11 protein-coding genes are annotated in these 20,729 nt (G+C 37.0%); 2 read left to right on the top strand and 9 right to left on the bottom strand.

Annotated features, from left to right (window positions below; genetic code table 11):
• The first annotated feature begins 26 nt into the window (after positions 1-26).
• Together CBF35_RS10490 and CBF35_RS10485 are read left to right on the top strand one after the other, a co-directional pair.
• Positions 27-788 (top strand): FtsX-like permease family protein, encoded by a 762-nt coding sequence (locus CBF35_RS10490; protein ID WP_126780906.1) that lies wholly within the window; start codon positions 27-29, stop codon positions 786-788.
• A 13-nt stretch (positions 789-801) separates the two neighbouring features.
• The gene (locus CBF35_RS10485) at positions 802-1,323 is read left to right on the top strand and encodes a hypothetical protein (RefSeq protein WP_126780904.1); all 522 of its coding nucleotides are present in this window, start codon (positions 802-804) and stop codon (positions 1,321-1,323) included.
• Positions 1,324-1,397: 74 nt separating this feature from the next.
• Here the strand turns inward: CBF35_RS10485 and CBF35_RS10480 are convergent, their stop codons facing one another.
• The 9 genes from CBF35_RS10480 to pcrA all read right to left on the bottom strand — a co-directional run bounded on the left by CBF35_RS10480 (position 1,398) and on the right by pcrA (position 20,373).
• A complete protein-coding gene (locus CBF35_RS10480; protein ID WP_170174777.1) occupies positions 1,398-8,624 on the bottom strand; it encodes a SpaA isopeptide-forming pilin-related protein in 7,227 nt (2,408 codons plus the stop codon).
• 480 nt (positions 8,625-9,104) lie between these two features.
• Positions 9,105-10,472, bottom strand: coding sequence for a 23S rRNA (uracil(1939)-C(5))-methyltransferase RlmD (gene rlmD / locus CBF35_RS10475; protein WP_126780900.1), 1,368 nt, complete (start codon positions 10,470-10,472; stop codon positions 9,105-9,107).
• Positions 10,473-10,617: 145 nt separating this feature from the next.
• Positions 10,618-11,643 carry a diacylglycerol kinase gene (locus CBF35_RS10470; protein WP_126780898.1) on the bottom strand — a complete coding sequence of 342 codons (1,026 nt, stop codon included), beginning with the start codon at positions 11,641-11,643 and terminating at the stop codon, positions 10,618-10,620.
• Positions 11,644-11,757: 114 nt separating this feature from the next.
• Positions 11,758-13,188, bottom strand: coding sequence for an Asp-tRNA(Asn)/Glu-tRNA(Gln) amidotransferase subunit GatB (gene gatB, locus CBF35_RS10465; RefSeq protein ID WP_126780896.1), 1,431 nt, complete (start codon positions 13,186-13,188; stop codon positions 11,758-11,760).
• Positions 13,188-14,651 (bottom strand): Asp-tRNA(Asn)/Glu-tRNA(Gln) amidotransferase subunit GatA, encoded by a 1,464-nt coding sequence (gene gatA, locus CBF35_RS10460; protein WP_126780894.1) that lies wholly within the window; start codon positions 14,649-14,651, stop codon positions 13,188-13,190. Before gatA ends, gatB begins: the two co-directional genes overlap by 1 nt.
• Complete coding sequence (gene gatC, locus CBF35_RS10455) at positions 14,651-14,956, bottom strand: Asp-tRNA(Asn)/Glu-tRNA(Gln) amidotransferase subunit GatC (protein ID WP_126780892.1); 306 nt, start codon at positions 14,954-14,956, stop codon at positions 14,651-14,653. The genes gatA and gatC overlap by 1 nt, the downstream gene beginning before the upstream one ends.
• A 95-nt stretch (positions 14,957-15,051) precedes the next feature.
• Positions 15,052-16,140: a CamS family sex pheromone protein gene (locus CBF35_RS10450; protein WP_126780890.1), complete on the bottom strand. Its 1,089-nt coding sequence runs from the start codon at positions 16,138-16,140 to the stop codon at positions 15,052-15,054.
• Positions 16,133-18,154 (bottom strand): NAD-dependent DNA ligase LigA, encoded by a 2,022-nt coding sequence (ligA, locus tag CBF35_RS10445; RefSeq protein WP_126780888.1) that lies wholly within the window; start codon positions 18,152-18,154, stop codon positions 16,133-16,135. The genes CBF35_RS10450 and ligA overlap by 8 nt, the downstream gene beginning before the upstream one ends.
• Before the next feature lie 17 nt (positions 18,155-18,171).
• A complete protein-coding gene (gene pcrA / locus CBF35_RS10440) occupies positions 18,172-20,373 on the bottom strand; it encodes a DNA helicase PcrA (RefSeq protein ID WP_425330186.1) in 2,202 nt (733 codons plus the stop codon).
• Between the last annotated feature and the right edge of the window lie 356 nt (positions 20,374-20,729).

Genomic DNA, 20,729 nt, shown 5'->3' with positions numbered 1-20,729 from the left:
AATAAATAGTATGAGGTGACCAGAACATGAAGAAAGCGCAAAATACATTTGCTAGTATTCGTTACTATAAAAAATATAATCTGTTGCTCTTTGGTTTTTTTAGTCTTTCTTTAATGGTCCTGACTTTGTTAAGACTCTTACTTAAATTTCAAAAAAGCAAAATGTTATTAATTTCTGAGCGTTGGGACGTCCTTTCCCAGTATTTACCTGGAACACCAACTAAAGGCTTCAATACGATCGTTACTGCTAATATCGAACTTCAAGAAACATATTTCTTCGTCACTAAAATCGCAATGTCGAGTATTCTGATAATTGGAATTGCTCTAACAGGAACATTGTTATATCACCGACGGCAAGATATCAAAGCCTTATTAAGCTTAGGCCTCAGCCTTTGGAGAATTAGTTTTCAATTAATCATCGAAGCCTTATTTCCAATTATTTTCAGTTTCTTAGGAGTCCTTTTAGTCATGTTGCTTTCCCAAAACTTTATTAAAGAAGAAACAATGTCGATAAACGAGCAACTCTTTTCTAAAGAGCTGCCTTTTGAAATTGTGATTAAGTCCCATAACGACTTAGAAAATACTGATCAAACGAATAAAAAACTTTTACTCCCTTTCAATGCAGAAGCTTTTTATAGTATTGAAACATCTGAAAGTACTTTTGGCAGCCTACAATTAACAACTGAAGTTGCCCGTAGCTTTGTTCAGCTCTTTTTACTTAGTCTACTTTTTATTACTTTAACTTCAATTGCTAGCGTTTTTTATCTTCAAAAAAACATGTATGCCTAAAGGTGGGTTGTTAATGACTAAACTAATTGATGAATTGAAACAACAAAATCACCCTTTAATTATCGTTTACTTTGATAAGGAGGGATCACCAGACTTAGCTAAAAAAAATCCTCACTTGGCTAAAGAAATGACAAGCTATTATTATATTGGTAACGATAGTTCGCTGCTCCCTTTTTTGTCAGTCCAAGAAAATCTCTTACTAGGCATTTCTCGTAAACAAAAAAAGAGCTACTTTCAAAATATTCTTAAATGGAGTCAATACTTTAAACTAGCTACCGTTGTCAGTAATCAACAAGCAGCCAGTATTAGTCCTGAAACTAAGTTTTTAATCCACTTAATTCGAGGGCTAGCCTTACAGCGGGAAGTTATTTATTTAAATGATGTTGAACTAGCTTTGCCTCTCGATTTTCTCTTAGATTTACTCCCTTCCTTAAAGAAAATCACAAAAGAAACGCCGACATCTTTTGTGATTTTTACTAAACAAGCCCTTTTGAAACAACAAACCGGCGTCCTTTTAATCGAAGGTTCAAACTAATATCCCTAATAATTTCAGTTAGATTACTTACAAAAAAAAGTCAGCGCCTTGATCGGCACTGACTTTTTTTGCGTTTACGACTTTTTACGTTTAGTTGCAACAAAGGCAACTGAAACTAAAGTCATTCCTACTAATGTTAATAATAAGCTACTAGCTTCATTTGTTTGTGGTAATTTATTACTTGGTTTATTACTTGGTTTATTGTTAGGCTTAGATTGGTCTGTTTTCCCTGGTTTAAGAGGTTCTACTGGATCAACGGCCGTATTCCATGCTGTCACTTCAATGACGTTAGGTTGGCCTGCTATGATAGTTTCAATCTCAAATGGTACTGGCGTTTCATCTAGCTGGTAACCACTTGGCGCTTTCGTTTCGATAAAGTGGTACTTACCTGGCGCTAAATCAGTAAATTTGATTTTTCCAGCTTTATCCGTTGTTAATTTTTCTTTTAACACTTTGCCAGTTTCATCGACTAATTTGAATTCTGCACCGGCTAACGTTTTTTGTTTGCCCTCAACAGCACGTTTAGTTAATTCAACTGAACCTTGGTAGTTGATTAATTCTAAGTCTTTCACATCAACACGACCATTAGCTGATTCTTCATTAATCGTGAATGGTTGTGGCGTACTATTAATGATATATCCTGTTGGAGCTTCGATTTCAACTAATTGATAGTCTCCTGGTTCCAAGTTTTCGACTTTGACTAAGCCAGTTTTATCAGAGATATGTTCTGGATAATCTGCTTCAGTATCAACTTCTCCAGCAACTAGTTTCTCTAGTTTGAAGACTGCTCCTGCTAAGCCATTGCCTCGGTTATCACGTTTCATTAATTCAACTGACCCTTGATAGTTAATTAATTCCAAGTCTTTCACAACTTCAGGTTGACCTGTAGCTGTCTTTTCAATTGTAAACTCAACTGGTTCACTATTTAAGATATAGCCTGTCGGTGCTTTGATTTCTTCAAAGTAGTACGTTCCTGGCGCTAAACCTTTAACAGTAATGTTACCTTCTTCATCAGAAGTTAACACGTCCCCAACTGACTTATCATTAGCATCGAAGACTTTAAATTCTGCTCCAGCTAACGCCTTGTTTTGACTGTCTTTTTTAACTAATTCAGCACTGCCTTGATAGTTGATTAACTCTAAATTATTAATATCTGCATGACCAGTCTCTGATGTTGCAGCAATTGTAAATTCAACTGGTTCGCTATTAATGATGTAACCTGTTGGTGCTTGTGTTTCAATTAAACGGTATGTACCAGGTTTAATATCACTTTGGCTCACTAAGCCTGCTTCATTAGAGACAAGATTTTCAAACACAACATTATCTTGCTCATCAATAATGCTAAAGACGGCTCCCGCTAAAGGATTCCCCTCTTGATCACGTTTATTTAATTCAACGCTACCTTGATAGTTAATCAATTCTAAACCTGTGACATCACTACGTCCTGATTCTGACTCTTCAGCAATAGTGAAAGCCACTGGGTTACTGTTAATGACGTAACCTGTTGGTGCTTGTGTTTCAACAAAGAAATACTTACCTGGTGCTAGGTTTTCAGCTAAAACTTTCCCTGTGTCATCAGAAGTTAAGCCTTCAATAACTGTTTCGCCAGTTTCATCAGTGACTTTAAATTCAGCCCCAACTAACCCTTGACCTTCTTTGTTTGTTTTAATTAGTTCTGCCGTTCCTTGGTAGTTTTCAAAAACTGCCCCTTGTTCAATGCCATAGGCGTGTTCAGGACGACCTTTAGCACTTCCCTCGATAGTAAAATCAAAGACTTTCGTCCGAGTGATATAACCTGTCGGTGCTTTGATTTCAGTCATCTTGTAATCACCAGGTGCTAACCCAGTTACTTTAACTAAACCAGTTTTATCTGCTTTAATAATCGCTACGTCTTCGACTTCTTCATCTGTTTCAGCCTCAAGGGTACTTCTCGCAACTAATTTTTCTAATTTAAATTCTGCTCCAGCTAAACCATTATCAACAAAAGTAGCTCGTGGACGAACATCGCCACTGACTTTTCTGAAGACAATCTCACCTTGATAGTTAACAAAATCAACTTCAACAATCGTCGGTGTTGCTGTCGCTTCATGACTAATTGTAAAGGAAACTGTTTCTTCATTCAAAACATAGTCTGTTGGTGCTTGAGTTTCTTCAAAATAATAATTACCTGGTGCTAAGTTTTTGACTTCAATTAGCCCTTTGTCATTTGAAGTTAAGCCACTAGTAATTAGTTCTTTTCCTTCATTAAAGAGACTAAAGACCGCCTCTGAAAGTGTCTCACCTGCTTCGTTAACTTTAGTTAACTGTGCGCCACCTTGATAGTTAATTAATGATCCTGCATTAACTAACACTGGTTGACCGGCTGCTTCTGCAACAATTTCAAAAGTAATTGGTGTTTTATTTAACATATGCCCTGGTGCTGCTTTTGTTTCAATAAAAGCGTATTTACCTGGTGCTAAATCTTGAATTGTTACTAGGCCATTTTTGTCGGAAATTAAATCCGTTTCAATGACTTGACCTTGATCTGTTTCAACTTTGAAAGTTGCCCCAGCTAAAGCTAGGTTGTCTTCGTTAGTTTTAACTAATTGAGCTGAACCTAAGTAGTTGATTAATTCAAGACCTGTAACAACAGTTGGTTCGCCTGCTGCTTCTGGACTAATTGTAAATTCAACTTTTTCAGTGTTTAAAATATAACCTGTTGGTGCTTTGATTTCTTCGAAATGATAGGTACCTGGTGCTAAGTTTTCAACTACTAACTTACCATCTTTATCCGATGTTAAGACCTCGCCAACTTTTTTACCTTCAGCATCAGTTACTTTGAATTCTGCTCCAGCTAACCCTTCGCCATCGTTGTTAGTTTTAATTAACTCCGCTGAACCTTGGTAGTTAGTCGCTTTACCAACTTCAATCATCATTGGAGTTTCAGTTGCTTCATTAGCTACTGTGAACTCATAAGTTTCACTATTTAAAAGATAACCTTCTGGGGCAGTAACTTCTTTAAAGAAGTAAGTCCCTGGTGCTAAGTTTGTTGCTTCAACTATTCCGTTTTCATCAGAAATTAAATCTGTAAGGATACTTTCGCCCTCTTCATTAATAATTTCAAAAACGGCACCTGCTAACCCTTTGCCAGCTTCATCAACTTTTGTTAATTGAGCTGATCCTTGATAGTTGACAACATCATTTAAAGGCACGTTGACAACTTCACCTTTGGTTTCATTAACAATTGTAAAACTTTGCGACGTTTTATTTAACATGTAACCTGGGGCTGCTACGGTTTCAAGAAGGATATAGCTTCCTGGTGCTAAGTTTTTAAACTCAACTAAGCCATCCTCATTAGCAGTAGCATTAATATTTAAAGGTTGCATTTTACTATCAAAGAGGCTAAAGACCGCTCCTGAAATCGGTGTTCCTTGGCTGTCTTTTTTTATTAAACTTGCTTGACCTTGATAATTGACAAATTCCCCTAAGTTAACAGCGGCAATTTCATTACCAGTAATTTCAAAAGACTTAATTTCAGTATTTTTAATAAAACCTGGCGCTGCTTCAACTTCCGTCAATTGATAGTTACCAATTGCTAAGCCTTCAATTAATAGTTCGCCATTTTCATTAGTGGCAATCTTTTGGAACGCTGGCAATTCTTCAAATTGACCTTGAGGATTTTCTTTCGCTAGACTAAAGATTGCTCCAGCTAAGGGCGTACCCTCTTCATTAACTTTTTGCATCCGTACTTCATTTAACGTGTTAACAACGATTAATGGCTGAGCTTCATTGGTTTCACCACGAACAACTTTAATTTCTTTCGTACCTGCTGTTAATGATTCATCCAACATATAGCCTGAATTACGTGTCACTTCTTTTAACGTATATGTTCCTGATAAGATATTAGCAAAATGGATGATACCATTTTCATCTGTGGTGTTCTCACGGACCATTTTACCGGCCTTATTAAATAGTTGGAACTTAACTCCAGATAATTTACGTTTATGGTCATCTTCTTTTCTAATAAAGACTTCTGAAATCTTACCAGAGCTTGTACCATCATGATCAGTGTGATAAACATTAATCGTTTCACTGACTTCTTTAACTGTTACTTTTTCATTGTCCCCATAAGCTGAGACTTTGTTAGTTAAGGCATTATTGCCGTCTGTTAGTAATAAGTCGGTACTATAACTAATCCCATAAGTTTTAGTAATTTCTTTTAAAAATGAGATTGTCATTGTTTCTTGACCTGTTGCTAAGTCTTGAGTAATGACTAATGAATAATCTTCATCACGCGTTAAGACTTTGTCTGTGTAAGAATGATCGCCATTTTTATCAGTTTTCATTTCTGTAATTTTAACTGTGTCTTCTTTAATGACTTGATTTAAAGAAGGCTCATCAATTACGGTAAAGCCTGAAACTGTTGATTGGCTTTCATTGGCACGAATTTCCCAATCGGCTTGTTTCTCATTTTCTTGGTTTTGATTCCCACGTTTTGTAGCGAAAGTACCACCATTTTTAATCGTAACATCAGCGGTTAAAGTATCTTGTAAGTTCTCGCCAACATAGAATTCAGCCTTGTTTTTATAACTGTCTTGCTCTTCAATAATCTCACCAGCTAAACTTGTTTGGAAAGTTAACTGATACCCCATCTTTTCAGAAGGTGACGGTAAAAAGACTTCTAAAGTGGCTTCATTTTCTGCTGTTGGTTCAGTTACGGCAGCGTCTGAGATTACTTTCCCAGTTTGGATATTACCATTTTTATCAACAGTAAATTCTTTTAATTCTGCGGACTTGGCTACGTATTTTTGGTTGCCGTTAATTTTATCTGAAATATAACCATCGATAATCTCTTTACGGTTATAGTTAACATTAATTGTCCAAGTAATCAGTTTCGTTTCAGCATCATAGACACCTGACTTACTACCATTGTTATAAGTTTCAGAATTTGGCCAGTGCTCTGCCCCAACCTCATTTTTACGAGTCTCACCATTTGTATCGGTCCAAGTCGCAATGGCGTGATTATAGAAGCCACGGCTCTTATCAGCTAGCTCATTTTTATCATAGCTTGTTCGATAAGAAATATATAATGTCTCATTGGTAGTTTCATAGTTACCCTTTAAGGATAAATCAAAACCGGCTTTGTCTGGTTTTGGTGAAACGACATAGTCAGTTCCAGCTTTTAAGACTTCGCCATCTCCATCATTTAATCTAACTTCTAACGTTTCAGCTAAGAAAGTTAAGCCTTTGTTTGCAAAAATATCTTCTAATACCCAGTTCTTCATTTCGTATTTACTTTGATTGACTGTTAACTGCCAGTCAATCGTTTCATTTGTGTAGTCGTAATCTTTGACACTTTTAACTAAGCCATTTTGAGTAACCCCGTTAGTTGTACCACCTTTAGAGTCACCCGCGGTTTTCACAGTGTTTTTAACTTCTTTAGTACCACTGTCAACGAAGTAGTTATCTTTAAATTTAGTGTCATAAGTCATTTTCACTGCATGATCGAGACCATCAGTGAAGGTGACTTTAAAACTATTATCTGTTTCGACTAATTCATAATCTTTGCCTAACACTAATTGACGGCCTTCAGAAAAATTACCTTTTTCATCTGCCACTTGTTCATATAATTTGACTGACTCTTTAACTAAGACCATTGATTCATCAAATGTATCTTCTAAATAACTGTCTTTCTCGTTCAGCTTTTTCTCGCCGTAGTTATATTCAACTGACCAACTAGCAGTTTCCGTTGCGGTATCATAAGCACCATTTGATTTATTTAATAAGACACCATAGTTTACGCCAACTGTGGCACTTGTTGATAAGTCTTTGCCATTGTCTGAGGTTTGTTTAACATTATTTGTAAACTTTACATGTCCACCGTCGGCAGGTTTAGCTGATTCTTCAATTTGAGTTTGGTACTCAATTTGGTAGGCTTTATTCGTACTACCTTTAAATTTAATTTGACCTGTTTTAATATCAAGGTCGTACTCACTTGGAGAAACTAGTTCTTTTCCACCAGTTAATTTTCCGTTAATATCAACGCTAACAGCATAAATCTTAACGTCTTCAGCTTTAGCAATGACTAAACCTGTTGGTAAAGTATCAGTAATCGTTAAGTTAGTTAAGTTCTTTTGAGCTGTATTAACCATTAAAGTCCAATCAATGGCTGTAGCATTTTTATCTTTATTCGCTTGACCAGTTTTCCCAATTTTTTCTTCTGTTTTAGATGTAACTGGAATTTCGATTGTAAAGTCTTTATCTTTAATCGGGTTTTTAATCGTGTAAGTTTCTTCTTTTGTAATTAACTTCTCGTTCAAAGTCGTTTTAATATTGAAGCTACCTTGAATATCTTCCATGTCTTGAACATTGTCATTAAAAGTAATAACTACTTTGCCTGCTTCAGAAACAGTATAGCTGGCGTAAGGTTTACCGTCGTCATTTTTAAAATCTCCAGAAAACCCACTACCAATTTTAAATTCTGGTGCTAAGTCAAATGAGAAAGTTTCCCCTCCATAAATATTATCTCTTAATTTTTCTGGTAAGGACCAATCAACTTTTAAAGAGATCGTTGAGTCAATAGTCACAGCACCAGCTGGTTCAACTGTATAAGTTAAATCTTTAATAATATTTTCCTTGATTTCTTTGCCATCAAATAAATCCGATTCTCTCAGACTTAATTTTTTGGCTGGTTCTTTGCTTTCAGTACTAGTTGTTGCTTCACTGCTGTCTTTTGTGACTTCTTCTGTACTGCCTACTGTTTCTTTTGTTTCTTCTGCTTCTTCTGTTTCGCTAGTTGCTAGTTCACTTGAACTAGTTTCAGTCCCTGTCACAGCGACTGGAATCTCTGTTGTTCCTAATGAACTATTAAGGGCTAAGCTATCATTAGTGACCGCCTCTTGACCTTTATAAGTTACAGCTAGATCAAGACTGAACTTTTCTTCTGCAATAATCTCTTCCTTAATAGCTAAGTTAATTTCTTGGTCTGCTGTTGACGCTTGACCTAATACTTTGCCATTCAAGTTCGTTAAAGCAACTTGTTGATTTACTAACTTAAAATTATTACTAATAGTAATTAGTAATTCAGCTAATTCCGTCTCATTCTTTGTGAAATCACCAGTCACATGTAACTGGTATGCTTTGTCTTTTTCAATAGAAGTGACTTCTTGGTCTCCTTCTCTTAATTCAGCATTAATGCTCGTTAAGTTAATTTTAGGTAGGTTGTCCGTTGCTCCTAATGTATCTGCTACGGCAACTACTGGTCCTACTAGTGTCTGTAAAAGTAAGGTTACAACAGCTAGTATCGGTACAATTTTTTTCAAGTTAAATCTTTCCTCTCTCATTTTGGATTTGAGTTAAACGATTTACGTTCTCGTTCTTTATTTACTCATTATTCATAAATATGGCTGTAGCTAAAATTTCAACTTCTCTAGTATAGGTTTCACAAGGAAAATACACATCTATGGTTACTTTTAGAAAGTGATTTATACTTTTTTACCTTCTCATTTATAAAACGTTTTCATTCATTGGTAAATCAAACATTAATTATTAAATGACAGATTTATGAGAGTTTTTCTAATTAACAACGCAATCATATCTATTGACTAAAAAATAATAATCATTATAATAAATCGCTTATATTTTTATTTACCGTTCAATTAGTTTTTGAAACGAAAAAGAACAACAAGGTGATTTTGCTAATTCCTTGATGTCCTTTTTGCTTCCGTTATTTAATTCGTTAATTCAGTCATTTTGCTCACAAAAAAAGCCGACAATTTTCATTGTCGGCTTTCTAAATGAGACTATTTTTTAATTAATTCTGCTACTGCCTCAACGTGAGGTGTTTGTGGGAACATATCAACTGGTTGGACTTGTTTGACAACATAGCCTTTTTCAGCAAATAATTGGCAATCCCGAGCTAAACTAGCAGGGTTACATGAGACATAAATGATTTTTTTCGGTGCCATCTCAACAGCAGCCTCAATAAAGCTTTCGGCTAAGCCTTTACGAGGTGGATCAACGACTAAGACATTTGGTTTAATGCCTTTTTCTAACCACTTAGGCATGACTTCTTCCGCTTTACCAACTTCAAATTTCACGTTATGAATTTCATTAACTTGAGCGTTAATTTTAGCATCTGAAACAGCTTCACGACTAATTTCCATGCCGTAAACTTGCTTGACTTGATCAGCTAAAGATAAAGCAATTGTCCCAATGCCGCAATAGGCATCAATGACTGTATCGCTTTTCTTGAAATTAGCAAAATCAATGGCCGTTTGATAAAGGACTTCTGCTTGAACAGTGTTCACTTGGTAGAAAGATTGAGCAGAAATACGGTATTTATGGTCTAACAGTTTATCTGAAATATAGTTTTGACCGAATAAGGTTTTTGCTGATTTACCAAGAATGACATTAGTTTTTTCTTCGTTAATACTTTGAACGATTGACACAACTTCCGGTAATTGTAAGTGAATTTCTTGAACCATTTTCTCATAGTTAAATAATTTAGCTGTTCTCGTTACTAAAACAACCATCATTTCATGAGAATAGTGACCACGACGAATAATAATATGACGTAAGTTACCAGTATGTTCTTCTTCGTTGTAGGCTTTAACACCATATTTTTCTAGGACGTCACGGACAATCACAATCGCTTCATCGATTTTTTTATCTTGAATGTAAAAATCTTCTAAAGGCACAAGGTCGTGACTATTTTTACGGAAAAAGCCAGTGGCTAATTTATTATCGATGCGACGAACGGGAATTTGCGCTTTGTTACGGTACTCTAAAGGATTTTCCATTCCTTTGATTGGTAAAATTTTAACATCTGACATTTTCGCAATTCGTTGGAAAACATTGTTAACTTGTTGCTCTTTAAACGCTAATTGCGCTTCATAAGTCATGTGGTGTAATGGGGCAATGCCAGTTCTAATCAAGGTTTCATTGATTTGAGAAACACGATCCGGGCTTTCTTTTAATAACTTAACAACTTTTGCAAAGCCGAATTTTTTACCAGCTTTTAAGACTAAAACTTCAGCTTCTTCACCAGGTAAAGTGTTTTCGATAAACAGTGGGTAGCCGTCAACTTTTGCGACACCTGAACCTTCATGAGATAAATCGATAATCTCAACTGTTAACGTATCATTTTTTGCTACAGGTAATGTTTTCATTTGTTTGCTCTTTTCTTTTAGTTTTTTGTGCATTTATCTACTATTGCTACTAGACAGATCTTATTTGACTACAAATTATAACACGAATAGACAACAAAAGAAATCAGACACTATTTCAGTTCTGATTTCTTTTTGCTTAAACTTTCTAAGACACTTTGCCATCCCCATCAATGTCTTCATCTGTTAATTGTTCAACTTCCTTCACAAAGGCATCAGAAGCATCTTGCAGTTCTTCTAATTCCCCAGAAACAGCTTCATTTGGAATCATGTCTAAATCAGCAAACATTTCAATGTGTTGGTGTAAATTAGTAAAGGTCATTGGGGCATCCCCACCATATTCCCCGTCTAAGTTAATCATCATCCGGACACCATCATCTAATGTTTCGGCAAATAAAGAACTTGTTTTTGTATAAATCACCCGAGGGTCATCAACGTGCTTACCGCCGTTAATCATTAAAGCGACTAAGTGAAGAATTTCAACGACATTCGCTGTTTTCACAATAATCAAAGAAAAATTGCCATCATCAAGTTGGGCATTCGGGGCAATCTTTTCGAAACCACCAACTGAGTTAGTTAAGCCTAAGAAGAACATTGAAGCTTTTCCAATGTATTCACCTTGATCATAGACTAGGCGCATGTTAATCGGCTTAACCCGAGGCAACATTTCCGCTCCTTTAACTAAATAAGCTAAGTAACCAAAAACACTTTTAAGTTGTGAAGGGACATCATAAGTCAGCTCAGTTAAGTAGCCACCAGCTCCAATATTCATAAAATAAGTGTCGTTAGCCTTACCGATATCCATTTTTACTGTTTGATTTTTTAAAATGACTTTGGCTGCTTCAACGATATTGTCACGAGGGACTTTTAGCGCTCGGGCATAGTCATTAGTCGTTCCACCTGGTAAAATTGCCATTTTCGGACGTTTAGCCAAGGGAGCAATCCCATTAATGACTTGATTGATTGTCCCATCACCACCGCCAGCCACAATTAAATCAAAACCAGCTAAAGCCACTCGCTTAGCTTCATTTTGGGCTGAATCAGGTTCAGCCGTTGTGGCAAAGGCACTCGCTTCATAGCCAGCCCGCTCCAAAATATCTAGGACATCAGGTAAGTTCTTCTTTAATAGCTCTTTACCTGAGGTTGGATTGTAAATCACTCTAGCTTTCATGATAAATCTCCTTCGTTTATGTTAATAACACTTCTTTTTTTATTATATCATGCTTTAGGCAAAGTTAAGACTAGAACTTAAATAAGTTCTAGTCTTCTTTGACTCTATAGCGACAATCTAACGTTTGCCTAATTCTTCTTGTAAAAGTTTATTAACTACCCCAGGGTTAGCTTTCCCTTTAGTTGCTTTCATAATTTGACCAACTAAGAACCCAACAGCACGATCTTTACCATTTTTAAAGTCTTCAATGGATTGTTGATTTTGTTCTAAGATGTCATTGATAATTGGCAGTAATTGAGCTGGATCAGACAATTGAACTAAGCCTTTTTTCTCAACGACTTCTTTGGCGTCGCCACCATTTTCAATCAATTCTTTAAAGACTGTTTTAGCAATTTTCGAGCTGATTGTTCCGTCAGCAACTAAATTAATCATGCCGGCTAAATTACTTGGTGTTAATTTAGTATCATGTAATTCGATGTGAGCGCTGTTCAAGTAAGCCGAAACATCACCCATTAACCAGTTAGACGCTTGCTTGCTGTCAGCGCCATTGGCTAAGGTTTCTTCGAAGAAATCAGACATTTCTTTCGATAAAGTTAAGACCATTGCATCATACTCTGGCAATTCTAATTCCTTCACATAACGCTCACGACGAGCAGTTGGCATTTCTGGTAATGAGTTGCGAACTTCTTCAATCCACTCATCACTAATATGAAACATTGGCAAGTCTGGCTCTGGGAAGTAACGGTAATCACTGGCCCCTTCTTTGACTCGCATTAAAATTGTTTCGCCAGTGCTATCATCGTAACGGCGAGTTTCTTGTTCAATAATACCACCAGATAATAAGACTTTAGCTTGACGTTTTTCTTCGAAAATCAAGCCTTTGCGGACAAAGTTTAATGAGTTTAAGTTTTTAAGCTCGGCTTTTGTTCCAAATTCTTCCTGACCATAAGGACGAAGAGAAATATTGGCATCACAACGCATTGAGCCTTCTTCCATTTTAACATCACTGACACCTGTAAACTGAATGATTGAACGAACAGCGTCTAAGAAGGCATGAGCTTCTTCTGGCGAACGCATATCTGCTTCAGAAACGATCTCGATTAATGGCGTACCTTGACGGTTTAAATCAACGTAAGAGTAACCGCCATCGCCGTGAATATTTTTACCCGCGTCTTCTTCTAAGTGAACCCGTTCGATTCTAATAATTCGTTTTTCTCCAGCTACTTCAATTTCAATCCAACCATCATGACCGATTGGTTGTTTGTCTTGGGAAATTTGGTAAGCTTTCGGATTATCTGGATAGAAATAGTTCTTACGGTCAAAATAAGTTTCTTGAGAGATTTGACAGTTTAAAGCAAGAGCCGCTTTCATGCCAAATTCAATCGCTGTTTCGTTAGCAACTGGTAAGACGCCTGGATAGCTCCAGTCAACCACGTTAGTATTCGTATTTTGTTCCGCTCCAAAATGAGCGGGTGATGATGAAAAGATTTTTGAGTTAGTTTTAAGTTCAACGTGAACTTCTAAACCAATGACTGTTTCAAAATTCATTATGCCTTACCCCCTAAAATCTCTGGTTTTTGCGTATGGAACGTTGTGGCTTGCTCGAAAGCATAAGCCGCTTGATACATCGTTGATTCATCAAAATGTTTACCAATTAATTGTAAGCCTACTGGTAAACCATCAACTAAGCCACAAGGAATTGACATTCCTGGTAGACCAGCTAAGTTAACTGGAATTGTTAAGACATCAGCGGTATACATCGTAATTGGGTCTTTAATATTTTCACCTAAACCGTAAGCCACAGTTGGTGTTGTTGGGCCAATAATTAAGTCATAATCATTAAAGACTTTATCAAAATCTTCTTTTATTAACGTTCTAACTTGACCGGCTTTTTTAAAGTAAGCATCGTAGTAACCAGCACTTAAAGAGAAAGTTCCTAACATAATCCGACGTTTCACTTCTGTACCAAATCCTTCTGAACGTGAATTAATATAAATGTCTTCTAAATCCTTCACATTTTCAGAACGGTAACCGTAACGAATGCCGTCAAAACGTTGTAAGTTCGATGAGGCTTCTGATGAAGCAATGATGTAGTAAACTTCCACTCCGTATTTCGAATGAGGTAAGCTAACTTCTTCAACAGTTGCGCCTAATTCTTTGAAAGTCGCCACTGCTTTTTCGATTTGTTCACGAATCGCTGGTGCAACCCCCTCAGTCATAAATTCTTTAGGAACAGCAATTTTCATCCCTTTAATGTCTTTGCCTAAGTTGGCAGTAAAATCTGGCACATCAATTTGGGCACTAGTACTGTCATTTTTATCCCAACCGCTAATCGCATTTAGAACTAAAGCATTGTCTTTAACAGTCCTTGTTAAAGGACCAATCTGATCCAAACTTGAAGCAAAGGCGATTAAACCAAAGCGTGACACCCGACCATACGTTGGTTTCATGCCAACAACGCCATTGAAAGCCGCTGGTTGGCGAATACTACCACCTGTATCTGTTCCTAATGAAGCTGGTACTTGTCCGGCAGCCACGGCTGCTGCTGAACCACCTGAAGAACCACCAGGTACTTTACTGTGGTCCCAAGCATTTTTAGTTTGCTTGAAGTATGATGTTTCTGTTGAACCACCCATGGCGAATTCATCCATGTTTAATTTACCGACTGGCACCATGCCAGCGTCAGCTAGTTTAGTCATTACTGTGGCATCATAGATTGGCTCAAAGTTATGAAGCATTTTACTCGCTGCTGTTGTCGTTAAATCTTTCGTTACAATATTATCTTTAATCCCGATTGGTAAACCAGCTAAGGGACTAGTTAATGTTCCTTGATCAAGATCACTAGCAAGTTTTAGGGCTGCTTCTTCATTCAAAGTAATAAAAGCTCCTAAGTCTTCCTCAGTTCCTTTAATTCGAGCAAAAGTTGCTTTAGTTAGTTCACTGGCAGTTAGCTCTTTAGCTGCTAGTAAGTCATGTAATTCAACTAAGTCTTTTTGGTATAGTTCTGACATTAGGCACCGGCCTCCCCATTCTCAATAATTACTGGTACGCGAATATAGCCATTTTCTGAATCTGGCGCATTTTTCATTAATAAGTCACGATCAGTTCCTGGAACTGCCACGTCTTTACGCATGACGTTATCGTTATAAATAACATTGGTCGTAACAGCTACTCCTTCAGTATCAACTTCACTTAAGGTTTCTACCATGTTAATGATCTTACTTAATTGTTCAGTAAAACTATGGACTTCTTCTTCTGAAAAAGCTAATTTTGACAATTTTGCTACATGTTTAATTTGCTCTTCACTAATTGACATACTGACCCTTCTTTCCATTCATTTTCATGAAACCATTTTACCATACTTTCAGAAATCTAGCAGACTCTTCTAAAAGTCCTTAGTCTAGGTTTCTATTAATTAAAGATTGTCGTCTGAACTTGATCAGAACCAACTTCTTTTTTGACTAAGCCTTTAGGGGCATTTAACGTGTTGATTTGGACTTCAATGTTGCCATTCATCGTAAAAATAGTTTCGACACTGCCACTTACAAATTGGGTAAAATTAATCATTTCCGTTTCACCGAAATATTTTGATTCAATCACAATTGTAAATTTGACTAGTTCATTGTTACGGTAACTTGCTACACCCGAAATACCACTTGTATTCGGAAAAAATCGTTGAATATTGTTTTTGAAATCTGTGAACTTATTTTCTAAGCCATCATCAGCTGGCGGTGTCTTATCGTTACTGCCAGTTCCTAAAACAAAATAGTCTTCATTGACGTCTTGCCATTTATCTAGCTTGTCACCACTAGAACTATAGGCAGTTGAAAAGTAGCTACCGCCTGCAATATTATCTTTTGGTGCTTGTTTAAATAAGCCAATCGTTACTGGGATTTTGTCCATGCCATCTTTTGAACGAATTTCCTTTAAAATTAGGGGAGCAATTCGTTGCCCTTCGGCTAGAATAGTTGCATCATCAATTGACTCTACTGGATCACTACTATAATCCACTTGATTCAAGGCAATCCCAATACTAATCCCTTCCAATTTTTCACTCTTTTTATTAATGTAATTTTGTTCGACGATTTGTTGAAAGACGATTGGTCCACTTTCTGGGTTTAAGCCTTTTTTTGATTCTTTTGGATTACGACTAAATAGTTGAATGACTTCCTCCCGGGAAAAGAGTTGCCCTTCTTGAAAATAGAAGTCATTAACGGCAAAGTGTTCTTTCGATAGTTCTAACAAGCCCCGTTCGAAATTAATGCTATTGTAATTACTATTTAAGCGATTAGCAGTTAAGCCACGGGCTTGACTCGTCCGATATTTCCCATCAATCAGTAAGGCTTGATAAGAGCCACTATCGACTTGAGCTGTTGCTACAGCTTTGTCTTTAGCATTACTATTTGGTGAAATACTTGAGGTACCTTTTTCCAGTTTGCCACAACTGGCTAATAAGAAGGCGCCACTAACTAAGAGGGCTATTTTAAATTTTTTATTCATTCTTTGTACTCCCTTCAATGGCTGCTACCATCTGTTCTTCATTCCAGACTGTGACGCCAAGTTCTTGGGCTTTAGTTAACTTACTACCGGCTTCAGCCCCTGCAACAACAATATCAGTCTTCTTAGAAACACTGCCAGTTACTTTCCCGCCAAGGGCTTCAATTCTTGCCTTGGCTTCATTGCGATTAAAGTGACTTAAACTGCCTGTTAAAACAATTGTTTTATCTTTAAAAGGAGAGTCAATATCTGCTAAATCTGCAGTCGTTACGCCTTTATAAGTCAAGTTAACGCCTGCTGAGCGTAACTCAGAAATTAACAGCTGAACTTCTTCTTGTTCAAAATAAGTCACTATACTTTGGGCGATTGTCTCGCCTAAAGAATCAATTTCAGTCAACTCAGCAACGGTTGCTGCCATGACAGCTTCAATCGTTACATAATGCTCTGCTAAGACTTGGCCAGCTTTTGCACCAACATGACGAATGCCTAAGCCAAATAGTAATTTTTCTAAGGAATTAGCTTTACTGGCAGCAATCGCCCTTAACATGTTATTCGCAGATTTTTCTTTGACTTTATCTAAAGTTAAAAAATCAGCTTCTGTTAATGTGTACAAATCTGCCACATCTTTAATTAAGCCTTTATCAAAAAGCTGTTCTAAGACTCTTGGTCCTAAACCATCAATGTTCATAGCGTTACGGGAAACAAAATGACTTAACCCTTCTTTCAGTTGGGCTGGACACATTGGGTTAATACAGCGTAAAGCCACTTCTTCTTCTAAATGGACTAACTCACTGCCACAAGCCGGACAATCCTTTGGGGCTTCGTATGGTTGGCTAGCTGGATTACGCTTAGTTAGCAGAACTCTAGTGACTTCGGGAATGATATCCCCAGCCTTATGAATCATCACACTATCCCCTAAACGAATGTCACGTTCACGGATTAAATCCATATTATGTAAGCTAGCTCTAGCAACGGTTGTTCCGGCTAAGCGAACAGGAGTCATAATCGCTGTCGGCGTAACAACACCTGTTCGACCAATTGTCCATTCGATCTCGTTAACTACCGTTTCCGCTTCTTCTGCCGGAAATTTATAAGCAATTGCCCAACGAGGGGCTTTGACAGTATAGCCAATTTCTTCTTGAGTTTCAAAGGTATTCACTTTTATTACAATGCCATCGATTTCGTAATCTAAGTTCGGCCGTTCCTCTTGGAATTTTTGGACATAATCCCAAACGTCATCAATGGTTTGGCAGACTTTCCGCTCCTGATTAGTTTTAAAACCTAAACGATCCAACTCCTCTAAAGCTAAACTTTGGGAAGTCGCCGGTAAGTCACCTAAATCAGCGACTGAATACATAAAGGTGCTTAAATTCCGCTCGGCTACAACTTTGGCATCTAATTGTCTTAGACTGCCAGCAGCTGCATTACGCGGATTGGCAAAGACTTCTAAGCCGTTTTCTTCCCTTGTTAGATTTAAAGCCACAAAAGATTTTTTAGGCATGTAACATTCCCCACGGACTTCAATGTTCAAGGGCTCCGTTAGTTTTTTAGGAATGGCTTTGACCATTTTTAAGTTAGCTGTAATATTTTCACCAATCCGGCCATCGCCACGAGTGGCTCCTTGGACAAAGCGACCATTTTCGTATTTCAAAGAAATCGCTAAACCATCAATTTTCAACTCGCACATGTACTCGATTTGATCCGTCGTTAATTTTTTAATTCTTTGATCATAAGCTTCTAAATCAGCTTTATTAAAAGCATTGCCGAGACTTAACATCGGAATTGAATGAGTGACTTTCGTAAAGCCCTCCGCTACTTCGCCACCGATTTGTTGAGTGATTGAGTCGGGAGTCACTAAGTCGGGATAAGATTCTTCTAAGGTTACAAGTTCATGATATAACTGATCGTAAACTGTATCTTCCACTGCTGGTTTATCTAACACATAATAAGCATGAGCCATTTCAGCTAACTCTGCTCGTAATTCAAGAATTCGTTTACTCACCTGTTCTTTATTCATTGTTTCCTCCTAAATCTTTACATCTTTTCAATTGGGGCAAAAGCCGCTAAGAGGCGCTTAATACCTTGAGCTGGAAAGGCAATGTCTAATTCGATGTCTTTTGCTGAACCACTCACTTTGACAACTGTTCCAACACCCCATTTTTTATGATTCACTTTATCGCCAGAACGCCAAGCTTCTTTATCGCCACCAGTTGCAACTTTCGCTGAAGTTTTAACAGCTTGAGCTTGGGGTGCAGTTGGTCTAACGACACTAGCTCCTGTTGTGTATGACTGGCGATTTTGTAAAGCAGTTGCCGAGCCTTCGTTCATTAAAAGTTCTTGATTAATTTCCGTAATAAAACGTGAGGGCCGATTGTATTGGGTTCGGCCGTATAAAGTTCTTGAAAAAGCATTTGAAATAAAGAGTTTTTGTTCGGCCCGGGTAATACCAACGTAAGCTAATCGCCGTTCTTCTTCTAATTCTGATTCTTCCATTAAGGCTCTTGAAAGCGGGAAAATCCCTTCTTCTAGACCTAATAAGAAGACGACTGGAAACTCTAATCCTTTGGCAGCATGGAGGGTCATCAACGTCACTTGGGAAGTTTCTTCTTCTAAGGAATCAATGTCCGCAACTAAGGCTAAGTCATTTAAGAAAATCGTTAACTTTTCAGTTGGGTCTGCTAATTCTTCCTCAGCTGCCGCTTGTTGTTTATCAAAGGCTTGGGTAACTGTTAAGAATTCCTCTAAGTTTTCTAGTCTATTTTGTGATTCTAAGGTATTTTGCCGTTTTAAATCCGCCTCGTAACCACTGCGCTTTAAGGTTTCTTCAACTAGCTCAGTAATCGTTAAGAAGGGCACCATCTGTTGTAAGTCTTCCATCATAATTGCAAAATTGGCTAATTCTTTGCCAGCTTTACCACTAATATTAGCTAGATCAACATTTAAAGAGGCTTCTAAAAGGGACCACTCATGAATGTTAGCAAAATCTCGGAGTTTTTCAATCGATGTGGCGCCAATTCCCCGTTTAGGTTCATTGACAACGCGAGCGTAACTTAACGAATCCATTGGGTTCGCGATCACATTTAAGTAAGCTAAAATATCTTTAATCTCTTTACGGTCGTAGAACTTATGACCACCAACCATTTTATAAGGGATATTCGATTTAAGGAGCATTTCCTCCATCACCCGTGACAAGGCATTTGTTCGATATAACACAGCAAAATCACCGTAGTTACGTTGATTTTCTAATATTTCTTTTTGGATAGACTGAACGATATACTGGGTTTCTCCCCGTTCTGTTTCTCCCCGGTAGTAGGTAATTTTTTCACCTTCAAGGTTATCTGTCCACAATTTTTTATCTTTACGTTTGCTATTGTTACCAATGACATGGTTAGCGGCTGTTAAAATATTTTTAGTCGAACGGTAATTTTGTTCTAATAAGACGACTTTAGCTGTGGGATAATCTTTCTCAAAATCTAAAATATTTTCCATATCAGCCCCACGCCAACCGTAAATACTTTGATCCGCATCACCAACGACACAAAGGTTTTTAAAGCGATCAGCTAACATGTTAACTAAGGTATATTGGGCATGGTTAGTATCTTGATACTCATCTACATGAATGTAGTGAAATTTATTTTGATAATATTGTAAGGTTTCTGGGCTATCTTCAAATAAACGAATCGTCAGCATAATCAAATCATCAAAATCCATACATTGATTATGGCGTAATTCTTTTTGATACGCATGATAACACTTAGCAACGATTGCTTCTACAAAGCCTTGATTTTTAGCTTCATATATTTTAGGCGTTTGTAGTTCATTTTTAGCATTACTAATCGCCCCAATAATACTGCGAGGATCGTGTTGTTTTGGATCAATGTTTTGCTCTTTTAAAATCCGTTTCATCAACGTTAACTGTTCTGAACCATCGATGATTGTAAAGTTGCTATTATAACCAATTTGATCAACATCTCGACGTAACATCCGCACACACATTGAGTGAAAAGTTGAGACCCAGACATCATTGCCACCAGTCGTTAATAAACTGTTGACACGTTCTTTCATTTCTTTCGCTGCTTTATTAGTAAAGGTAATTGCTAAAATATTCCAAGGATTAACTTCCTTTTCAGTAATTAAATAGGCAATTCGATGAGTCAGTACCCGAGTTTTACCACTACCTGCTCCTGCCATAATTAAAAGCGGACCTTCTGTTTGTAATACCGCTTCTTTTTGCATTGGATTCATTCCATTAACCAAATTGTTTCTAGTTGACATGAACAAGGTCCTCCTAATTTTTCATTTCCTTCTTCTAAAAAAGAACTGTCTTTTTTAGAATTTCTACATCCCTTCTATTATAGCAAATTTTAAGCTAAACTTCTTTAAAAAAAGCATTAAAAATCTAGTAAGAAAGGGACTCTTTAGTCGCAAAAAAAACATTCTATCACTAATGATAGAATGTTTTTTAGGCTGTATAATTTTTGGTGTGGATGAAGAAATTCATTCACGCCTATTTTTACACAAAAAAATAGAAACATATGAACTTTCCAGTTAGAATAAAGTTGCTAAGACCAATTCAGGGAGGAAGATTCATA

The organism is Vagococcus salmoninarum, assembly GCF_003987495.1.
Lineage (GTDB): Bacteria > Bacillota > Bacilli > Lactobacillales > Vagococcaceae > Vagococcus_D > Vagococcus_D salmoninarum.
This window is presented reverse-complemented; position numbering and strand designations above follow the sequence as displayed.

Excerpts from the sequence above, each read along its gene's own strand:
- gatB (WP_126780896.1), bottom strand. The coding sequence starts at position 13,188 with ATGAATTTTGAAACAGTCATTGGTTTAGAAGTTCACGTTGAACTTAAA.
- CBF35_RS10485 (WP_126780904.1), top strand. The coding sequence starts at position 802 with ATGACTAAACTAATTGATGAATTGAAACAACAAAATCACCCTTTAATT.
- CBF35_RS10450 (WP_126780890.1), bottom strand. The coding sequence starts at position 16,140 with ATGAATAAAAAATTTAAAATAGCCCTCTTAGTTAGTGGCGCCTTCTTA.
- gatC (WP_126780892.1), bottom strand. The coding sequence starts at position 14,956 with ATGTCAATTAGTGAAGAGCAAATTAAACATGTAGCAAAATTGTCAAAA.
- CBF35_RS10490 (WP_126780906.1), top strand. The coding sequence starts at position 27 with ATGAAGAAAGCGCAAAATACATTTGCTAGTATTCGTTACTATAAAAAA.
- gatA (WP_126780894.1), bottom strand. The coding sequence starts at position 14,651 with ATGTCAGAACTATACCAAAAAGACTTAGTTGAATTACATGACTTACTA.
- rlmD (WP_126780900.1), bottom strand. The coding sequence starts at position 10,472 with ATGAAAACATTACCTGTAGCAAAAAATGATACGTTAACAGTTGAGATT.
- pcrA (WP_425330186.1), bottom strand. The coding sequence starts at position 20,373 with ATGCAAAAAGAAGCGGTATTACAAACAGAAGGTCCGCTTTTAATTATG.
- ligA (WP_126780888.1), bottom strand. The coding sequence starts at position 18,154 with ATGAATAAAGAACAGGTGAGTAAACGAATTCTTGAATTACGAGCAGAG.